The 10,573-nt window shown below is 46.3% G+C and carries 4 protein-coding genes; all 4 read right to left on the bottom strand.

From position 1 onward, the window contains the following. Positions 1-112: 112 nt before the first annotated feature. The gene (locus HP570_RS04645) at positions 113-1,279 is read right to left on the bottom strand and encodes a cytochrome P450 (protein WP_015892233.1); all 1,167 of its coding nucleotides are present in this window, start codon (positions 1,277-1,279) and stop codon (positions 113-115) included. Between the two features lie 45 nt (positions 1,280-1,324). Continuing rightward, positions 1,325-2,641, bottom strand: coding sequence for a hypothetical protein (locus HP570_RS04650; protein ID WP_173625016.1), 1,317 nt, complete (start codon positions 2,639-2,641; stop codon positions 1,325-1,327). Between the two features lie 66 nt (positions 2,642-2,707). Next, positions 2,708-4,525: an asparagine synthase (glutamine-hydrolyzing) gene (gene asnB, locus HP570_RS04655; protein ID WP_015892235.1), complete on the bottom strand. Its 1,818-nt coding sequence runs from the start codon at positions 4,523-4,525 to the stop codon at positions 2,708-2,710. A 26-nt stretch (positions 4,526-4,551) separates the two neighbouring features. Beyond that, entirely contained in the window at positions 4,552-10,560 is a 6,009-nt protein-coding gene (locus HP570_RS04660; protein WP_173625017.1) for a non-ribosomal peptide synthetase, read from the bottom strand. Positions 10,561-10,573 lie beyond the last annotated feature (13 nt).

A 10,573-nucleotide genomic window follows, 5' to 3' on the forward strand; every position in this document is an offset into this window, starting at 1 on the left:
ACTTTTTTATTTTTCTCTTCGTACATCCCTCCACATTTGATTTTCCGAAAAAAAAAAGCAGTTAAACAGGAATCTCTTCCTGCTCAACTGCTTGATAAGAAAATATGATTGATTAGTCTCTCGTCACATGGAGGATCAGATCGTTCTCAAATCCGCCGATTGAGATGTCAGAATAGCACTTGAGCATTTCTGTTAGCATCACCTTTGCTTCCAGTCTGGATAGTGGTGCTCCCAGGCATAAGTGGCAGCCTTTTCCAAAGGATAAATGCTTGTTGCTATTCGGTCGATGGATATCGAATTGATCTCCCTGTGCAAAGGTATTTTCATCACGATTGGCAGAACCGAGCCATGCCATGACGATCTCTCCTTTTTTCATCAGACTTCCGAACATATCCGTATCTTCTTGAACCTTGCGCATCAAAACCTGTGCTGGCGGACGGAAGCGTAACACTTCCTCGATCGCTTGATCTACCAGTTCCGGATTGTCTCTTAATTCACGATATACGCCTGGTCGATCCAGTAAAAAGCAGTAGAAAACACTGAACAAGAGCGTACTTGTCGTTACATTTCCTGCGAGCAGTAAGCTAATTGCAATATCAATAATCTCGCGGTCAGATAGTTTTTGGCCTTTATATTCTGTTTGCGTTAAATCGGAGAGGAAATCTTTTGCCGGGTTCTCTCTTTTTTCTTGAATGATCGGCGAGAGATAAACAGCCATTTCTTTCATAATTTCTTCTTTTTTAAGGGTAATATCCTCATACGTTTCGCGGGTCCCGGAAGTGATGAGAACATCGGACCATTGTTTGAACAGCATCCAATCACTGGACGGTACACCGAGCAAATCGGCAATGACAATCACCGGCATAGGGGTTGCGAGATCACCTAAAATCCTGATGCTTTGCTTTTCTTTTACTTCCTCTAGCAAATGACGTGAAATTTCTTGAATGCGCGGCTCCCACTCCTGAAGTGTTCTGGTTGAAAAGGCCTTTGTATAAAGCGCTCTCCTTTTTCCATGATCAGGCGGGTCCATCTCTGTGATGCCCTTTTCTTTCAATGCGAGGGAACCGGCGATTCGTTTGCCTGTATCGCTTGAAAAGAGATGGTAATCGGTCAGCACACGTTCTACATCCGGATAGAGAAATACGTTCCAAACCTGTTGCTTTTCATCGTAATGGACCGGGCTATTTTTTCTCATTTCCGCATACCAGCCATATGGTTCAAACTGTTGTTGCAGATTCTCGGCACCTGATATTTCATTAGGGAATACTATTTTATTCATTTCAATCACTCCTTATTTAAATAAGTAGGGAATTGCTGCAAACTGCTACACTCGGTAGGACTTGATTTCCTCTATCATGGTATCTAGGAGTTTTTCTATTAACCCACTATCTGTATTCGATTCAAAGAAGGAAATAGTGAGGGTTATGCAATCTTGATACGTACTGACTCCAAGCATCAATCCTGGTGCGTAATAGGCTGGCGAGACGATATACGCCCCTGCGACTTTCACATCATCGAATGTTATTTGACTCGTACTAATCATACCGAAATTTGATAATATTGGTGTACTTTTTCCATCTGCTACAATTTGTTTTCTTACATCCTGAATGATCTTCAAGGTGTGATCGAACTCGAAATTTTCCACAAAGGCAAACGTGTTTACCGCATCATGCAAAATCTCTTTATTATCGCGTTGATTCTTCATGAATTCGGCCACTTCTTTTACCTTATCTGCAAATGTCCCTTTTGCTTGATTCATAGTAGCGTGAACAACGCCAGACAAGTTGTAAATCGCGTCTGCCTTGCCTTTGGGTAAGAATTTCCTTACATTAACTGTCACCATGACTTTTATTTGCTCAGCCGGAACATTCTCCATCTGTTGATATAAAGCTCGCATGTAGGCAGCCAATAGCACATCATTTACCGTGAACCCTTTTTGTTTAAATCCATGCGCCAGCTCCAGCCACACTTCGCGCGGTATTCTGCGAATGGCTTGTCTCCTTTTGACTGGTTCTCCAGGCGTAAACGGAAGTGTTGGTCCCTGGGGTTCTGGGGCTTCCGGCATCCCGCCAGCTGGGATACCCATCTCCTTGAACAAACGGCTCTGATCCCTGCCCTCCGGGTTTGACTTGGGAGCGTAGCGAGGGTTTTTGGCAAGCTCACTATATAGCGATGCTAACAAGTGAACATACTCGATCAGCCCTGCTCCATCACTGCATAGATGATTCAGTTTGATGCAAATGATATCTTTGGTCAGGGTACGCAGAATGCGAATTTTGACCATCGCATCAGCATCGATGTCTATTGGGCTCGACAGCCACTCCTGTATGGCTTTCTCTACGGAATCGGATTCACTGAGAAGTTGTAAGGAACACCAACCGCTTGACGCCAAATCGCTGCGTCGCTCCCAATAGGGGCGGACTGGATCTTTTATAAAACGGCAACCAATGATCGGTTCCGCAATGGTGCTTGCCTCCATCGCTTGAAGCAATCGCTGTTGATTCACCTGTCCGTCCATTTCCAGCACCATTTGTAGCTGGCAATCGGAAAGATAGCTAACCATGTAATTAAACCTGTCACTCCCGTTTGCAGGCAGTCGTTGCGGGATTGCCATGTTCTGATTTACTTCACCGACATTCATTTCTTTCACACCCCTTCAACTAAAAAACATCCTGACTGTCCTTTTTATCAGCAGATTCTTGGGCTTCTATCGAATGGAAATCTTGTATTCCTCTAACCACATATTTATTTGGACGAGGTATTCGATCAGTTTGGTTGATTGAGCGAGATTCATAGGGGCTTTACCATCCAGTACAAATTGGATCACAGACTTATTAATCAAGGGTAATAAAGGCGAATTGGGATTCGCCAGAATTTGCTTCATATGGTCCAAAATCGCATGGTAATACTCTGGGTGATAGGTCATCGGATATGCGCTTTTATTGCGGTACAATACTTCCTGCGGCAAATAGCCTTTGAACGCTCTGCGAAGCAAGCCTTTTTCGATTTGATCAATATTTTTTACTTTCCATGGGACATTCCATAAATATTCAACCAAGCGGTAATCACAATAGGGAACACGTACTTCAAACCCCGTATACATGCTCATTCGATCCTTGCGATCCAATAGCAGCGGGAGAAAGCGAGTGATAAAAAGGTACGACATTTTGCGTTGTTGAGCTTCCAGAGCTGTCTCCCCTTCCAAAGGGTGCACCTCTGCAATCCCTTCCTCATACCGCCTGCGAAGGTATTCTTGTGGGCGAATCTTCTCGATGGCTTCTTCATTTAAAAAGGAACTCCACCCGTCATGCTCCATCCAAGGGAATTTGCCTGAATTCAAGAATTTCTCCTTTTGAAACCAAGGATACCCGTTAAACACTTCGTCTGCCGATTCACCTGATAGCGAGACGGTCGCTTTTTTCTTCATTTCCCGGCAAAACAAATAGAGCGAGGTATCTGTCTCCCCTAATCCCGGGAGATCACGCGCTCGCAACGGCATATGAAAATGAGTGATCAGATCTTGAGCGTTGAAGGTAATCTCTTGATGTCTCGTTTGTACATGCTCTGAGACTTTTTTTGCCCATGGCGCATCCAAGCTAATGTGCAGCAAGCCTTCTTCAAAATGCTGATCATTGTCAACAAAATCTACCGAATAGGTTTGCAACGTCTGCCCTTTTTTACGAAGCTCTTCAGCGGCTAAAGCGACCAGGCCACTAGAGTCCAAACCGCCAGACAGCATACTAACCAATGGCAGGTCAGAGATTAACTGACGCGTTACCGTGTCTTGTAACAGGGCACGTATCCTTTCTGTCGTTGTATCCAAATCATCGGTATGCACCTTGCTCTCCAGTTTCCAGTATGGCCTTGTCCTGATTTGATCCTTTGTAACTGTTACACAATGTCCAGCTCGAACCTCATTTACATTGCGGAAAATACCAAATCCAGGCGTTCTCGCCGGACCGAGTCCGATAATATCTGCTAACCCATCCGCTTCAACTTCAGGCTTCACTTTTGGATGGGCAAGCAAGGCTTTCAGTTCAGAGCCGAACAAGAACGAGCTCCCACGTTGACAATAAAACAATGGTTTTACACCCAAGTGGTCACGTGCTAAAAACATGCGATGATTTTTTTCGTCCCAAATGGCGAATGCAAAAATTCCATTGAGATGACGGACACATTCCTCTCTCCATTCCAAAAAAGCGTGCAGTAATACTTCCGTGTCAGAATTGGTTTGAAAAGTGTGTCCAAGCAGCTCTAACTGGCGGCGCAGCTCCAAATAATTGTAGATTTCGCCATTGAACGATAAGACACATGTCTGATCTCCTTCTCGGTAGATCATGGGCTGCTTGCCACCTTCTGGGTCGATCACGATCAGGCGCCGATGCGCAATTGCTGCCCGAGGAGACAACCAATACCCCTCTTCGTCTGGCCCGCGATGCTGGATCGCTTGAGCCATTTTCTGCAAAATAGCATGCTGGGATGACAAATCGTCATCCCAATCAAGCCATCCCACAATTCCACACATAGTAACCTCTCCTCTTGTTCGCAAATTTAGTGTTGGGGATGATGCGTTATCGCACGGACTAGCTCGCTTACCTTTTGCTCTGGGTTCGCTACCAATCCTTCTAAAAGAGCATTCAAGTGCTGCAGCATACTGCTAATTTCCTGATCGTTGAAGAAGCGACGATAGTAGTTGATATGCAAGACTAGCACTTGTTCATAGAAAAGGATCTCGACTCGTAATGGATGCTCCGTCTGCGCGATCGAATCATAGATGGTAGCACCGAGGACATCATTAAATCCTCTAAACACGGAAGAGAAATCCGGGAGCTGTTCGCTTACCAGATAGCTGTCAAACAAAAGCCGATCCCGTGGAATATCGCACCACTCGTATATTTTTTTCAACGGCGTGTATTCATACTGACTCGTCTCTACTACCTTGGACTGCATGTTTTGGAGCCAGGACAAGAACCTCATGTTTTGCTCAATGCTCACGCGAATGGGCAGAATATTGAAGAAAAGCCCGACAGAATGCTCGACCTCCATCATCGCTATGCTACGGCCGGAGAAAATCGTTCCAAATACAACGTCTTCCTTGCCGCTGTAATGGTGGAGCAGCAATGCCCAAGCTCCTTGTACCAATGTATATGGCGTCAGATGGTACTTCTTGGACAAGGATAACAACGCCGAGGAGACTTCTGGTGATACGATGAACCTTTCCTGAGAATAAGGAGGCTCGTCGGCAGGAAGATTCTTTCTGCTCGCCTGTGACCATTCAAGCGTGGAGCTGGTCATTCCTTTCAGATTTTTCTTCCAAAACAGCTCGGCATCTGTTAAGTCCTGCTGTTTTTGTAGCGCAACATAGTTCCGATACGGATATACAGGCATAATCTCAATCGCCTTCCCTTGGGAAAACGCTTGATAATATTCAAAAAGTCTCTTCACGATCAACGTATAACTCCAACCGTCCTGCAACATCAGGTTGAAGACATAAATAAAGTAGTAGACATCCTCTCCTACTTGAAGCAGAGCCAGATGCGCATGTGGTGCTTGGCCCATCTCGAATCCTTGTTTTCTTAGCTTTTGAATATAGGATTGCAATTGTTCCTGTTGATTTTCTTCCGGAATGCCGCGCCAGTCTTCCTGTTTGATGTGGATATCTACTTTCTCATGCACGATCTGCATCGGTTCATCCAGCTCTTCCCAGACGAAGGAGGTTCGCAAGGCAGGGAATTGTTGGATGAGATGCTGCCATGCCTGCTCAAATGCAGCTACGTGGAAAGGACCACCCTCGATGCGAAAAGCATGATGAACCACATTTAAACCAGGCTCTGGATGATGTTTGTATCGATAGAGCATATTCTCTTGCATGATGGTCAGCGGATATACATCCTCCATATATGGGTTGTCTGCTTTTATCCGATCCAGCTGATGTTTATCAAGCGTGGGTAACTCTACTGTTGCCGTTCGTTTCGCACTTTGGGTGGAAGCCGCACCTGCAACCTCTGCCAGTTCAGCTATCGTCTGGAATTGGAAAATTTGCTGTGGAGTCAATTCCAAACCGTGTTGTTTTGCTCTCGCAACCACTCGAATGGTATGAATGGAGTCGCCACCCAATCCGAAGAAGCTATTATGTATGCCAACCTTGTCCAAGCCCAATATTTCAGCCCAAACATCGGCAAGAATTTTTTCCGTCTCCGTTGTTGGTGGTACAAAATCCCCCTCCATCTCTGGCACTTCCATAAGCGGCGTAGGAAGTGCTTTGCGATCCAATTTTCCATTCATGTTCACTGGCATTTCCTTGATAAACTCAAAAATGGACGGAACCATGTAATCTGGTAGCTTATCCCGTAAATAACTGCGCAGCTCTGGAATGAACTGGCGAGCAACTCTGTCTGTCAAAGGATCGTTCGCATACGATTCGATCGGCTGGTAGTTCTTCACTGGACGGTGCCACGGGGTGACAACTGTGTTACGCTGTCTTTTTTCTAGTAAATGCTCAGGTCGGAGCACAGCTTCATAGCTGCCATCCTTTCTATCCCCCATCCAAGCGATATCTACGCTGTATCGAAGCTCAGCACCCAACTTCCAAAGCTCCTCAGGGTCTATTCCAATGCCTGGAAGGTTTTGATCTGTTCTTAGCTCTTCCACCGTTTTGACTACATCTTTGTCAGCAAGCAACGACTGGTATCGATTCGCCCTGTCCAACCGTAGATTAGGAATATTCGTAAGACCCAAAACTTGCGGTTTATACTTGGTCATGATTTGGCGAAGTCCATCTATATTTTGGAGTCCCTCTTCATGCCAATCCAGCCAGGAAAAGTCCTCAATCGGCTGCACTTTTTTGCCAAGATGAAGAACCACATCATAGCGATAGCGTGTTAATTCATTATGATGACTTCCGCGCTTCAGCTTGATTTCTACATGGCTGATTTGATGCAGCTGCTCTTGAAGCGCATAGAAAAAGGCAGGATCGATAACCAGCTCCTGCTCTTGTCTCATTCGTTTCTGTACGCGGCGCTGCAATTGATCCATGGTCAACGTCGCCGGTGACTTTTCCATCTCTACCTCAGTGAAGAAGGTTTGCAGTAAAGAAAGATTACGAACATCACCGACAAAAATGGTTCCTTTGTCATTCATGGCGTGTATGGCCTTTTTCAGCACATCCAACAGGTAGTCCGCATCCGGGAAATACTGCACCACAGAGTTGAGCACGACCACATCGAACTTCTGTCCCTTTAGCCCACTAAAATCATCCGCATAGCTCTTACGCAATGTAACATTGGATAAATCCTCTCGTTGGTTGATCAGATTCGCAGTAATATAATCCAACGCCATCGACGAAAAATCCGTTCCCCAATATTGTTCACAATGAGGCGCAATTCGAGATAACAACAGCCCTGTACCGCACCCGATTTCGAGTACCTTTTTCGGTTGCAGGGCTAGGATACGATCCACCGTCGAATTGACCCATTCGCGCATTTCTTCCGCTAAAAGAGGCTCACCTGTATAGCTGCTGTTCCAGCTGGTGATGTTGAAATCGGCCTCATATTTATTTTCATCATCATAGGCTTTATCAAAGACATCCTGCCATTCTGATACCTGTTCTGCAGGAAGCGCTTCTTCTGTTGCCTTTTTCAGTTTTTCCTTGGACTGTGAATCTGGCACGATATAAGATACCAACTGCTTATGCCCTGGTCGCTGCTCGGATTCATGAACGATCACAGCCGATTTTTGTACACGTGGATGTTCATCTAATACAGCTTCAATCTCACCCAGCTCGATACGGAACCCTCTGAGTTTGACCATAAAATCAATTCGGCCTAAATACTCGATTGTTCCATCCGGCAGGTAACGCGCCAAGTCCCCTGTTTTATAAAGGCGTGCCCCTTCTTTTTTGCTGAACGGATCAGGGATGAATTTCTCTTCTGTCAGCTCAGGTCGGTTATAGTATCCGCGAGCCAGTTGCACACCACCGATGTGCAGCTCGCCAGAGACACCTACGGGAACAGGCTTTAAGTGCTCGTCTAACAGATAGATTTGGGTGTTTGCCACAGGACGTCCAATCGGCACGGATCTTAGCTTGCTTCCTTTTTGACATGCCCAGTACGTGACATCAATCGCCGCTTCGGTAGGACCATACAGGTTGTGCAATTCCGCATCGAGACACTCGAAAAAGCGCTCCTGCGTTGAATAAGATAAGGCTTCCCCACTGCAAATGACGCGTCGAAGCGTATCGCAGCCACTAATTTCCGTCTCCTCCAGGAATACTTGAAGCATCGAGGGAACAAAGTGCATGGTGGTGATTTTCCCTTTTTTGATCAGGCGTGCCAGATAGGTCGTATCCTTGTGTCCTTCTGGACGAGCTACTACCATGCAGGCGCCCGTCATTAACGGCCAGAAAAATTCCCATACCGATACATCAAAGCTGAAAGGCGTCTTTTGCATCACCCGATCGGTTTCATTCAGTTGATATTGTTCCTGCATCCACAAAAGTCGGTTGACGATACCACGATGGGCATTCATCGCCCCTTTTGGCTTACCAGTAGAACCTGAGGTGTAAATCATGTACGCCAAATTATCGCTGTTGACTCCGCTTCCGGGCGCCACATGGCTCTCCATGCCGATTGTCTCCCAATCTGAATCGAGGCAGATTAGTTGTCCATCGTATTCAGGCAGCGTGTTCTTCAGCGCCTCCGCAGTCAAGAGGAAAGAAGGATTCGCATCCGTGATCATAAAGGCCACCCGATCTTGCGGATAGCTCGGATCTAGGGGAACGTAGGCTCCGCCTGCTTTGAGGATACCTAACAACCCAATGACCATCTCCAAGGAGCGCTCCATATAAATACCCACAAGCGTTTCCGCTCTTACACCCTGTTTACGTAGATAATTCGCCAGTTGATTCGCCCGATGATCCAATTCAAGGTAAGTGAGTTGCGCCTCTTCAAAAATAACGGCTGGCGCATCTGGTGTTTTGGCAGCCTGCGCTTCGATTATTTCATGAAGACACATATCTTGCTCTGGGTAGTACGTCTTCGTATCGTTCCATTCAACTAACAGCTTTTGCTCTTCAGCAGCGGTCAAAATCGGCAGATCTGCAATCGGCTGGTTCGGATTCGCGACAATACCTGCCAGCACGATTGTAAAGCTTTCTAGCAGACGACTGATTGTCGATTCATTAAAAATATCAGAATTGAACTCAACGTCGAGGTCAAGGATATCCCCTTTTTCTACAACCTGAATCCAGAGGTCAAACTTGGATGTGTTGTTACGGAACTCTTCAAATTTGACCAAGGAAAAGCCTAATGCAGACATGTCCGATTTTTTCGGCATAGGAAAGTTCTGCAACACAAAGCAGACTTCAAATAGTGGATTTTGACTCATATTACGCTCAGGCTGCAATTCATCCACCAATCGTTCAAACGGTACGTCCTGATGCCTGTATGCGCTGTTCGCTGTTTCTCTCACACGTGACAACAGCTCTCTAAAGCTTTGATTGCCGGAAACATCCGTTTTGAGAACCAACGTATTTACAAAAAAGCCGACCAAATTTTCTATTTCCACTCGGTTACGGTTTGCTACGGGCACGCCCACCCGGATATCATTTTGCCCGCTGTAACGGTGCAGCAATATTTTTAACGCAGTGATCATGACCATATACAGCGTGGCATTTTCCTGCTCGCTCAGCGCTTTTATAGCATGGGAAAGGGAAGAGGGAATTTGTAGCTTTAGGCTCCCTCCTTGAAACGTTTGGATGGGAGGTCGTGTACGGTCTACTGGCAGCTCTAACACGCTGCTTTCTTTTCCAAGAGTGTCTCTCCAGTAAGAGAGCTGTTTCTCCAGCACTTCTCCTTGAAGCCACTCCCGCTGCCAGCTTGAAAAATCGGCATACTGGATCGGAAGCTCAGGCAACGGGGAAGGCTTGCCCGCCAGATAGGCCTGATAAAGCAGAACCATTTCTCTGAAGAAAACCCCGACTGACCAACCGTCAATGATGATATGGTGAACGTTTAAAAGCAGGATATTCAAATCCTCGCCGAGTTTGAATAACGTAACACGCAACAGGGGTCCCTTGGTTAAATCGAAAACATACAAGCTTTCCTCTTTTGCGAGTCGGCGAAACTCATCCTCCCTCTCCGGCTCGGGATGTCCTGTAAGATCGACGATGGGAAAAGGGATTTGCAAGGCAGGAGCAATTAGCTGATACGGCTCTCCGTTTGCGACTTGAAAGGTGGTTCGCAGGGCTTCATGGCGCTTCACGATCTCATTAACACACCGCTCCATGATGTTTGTGTGAAGCTCACCCGATAGATGGAAGGCGGCCACCACGTTATAAGCAGGGCTGTTTGGTACCAACTGGTCTAAAAACCATAGTCTTTGCTGGGCAAAAGAGAGGGGCACGAAGCCCTCTCTTGAACGCCGCGGAATCCCCGTCTTTTTCGTCTCCAGTTTTGAGCCTTTCAGCTTCTCCAGCAAGGCCAGTTTCTTCTCAGAAAGCTTCGATCTGCTCTCGGCAAGTATCTCATCTCTTGATTTCGCGGATTCCTTTTCGTTGATCATCGGATTGCTCCTT

The organism is Brevibacillus sp. RS1.1 (genome assembly GCF_013284365.1).
In the GTDB taxonomy this organism is placed as follows: domain Bacteria; phylum Bacillota; class Bacilli; order Brevibacillales; family Brevibacillaceae; genus Brevibacillus; species Brevibacillus brevis_D.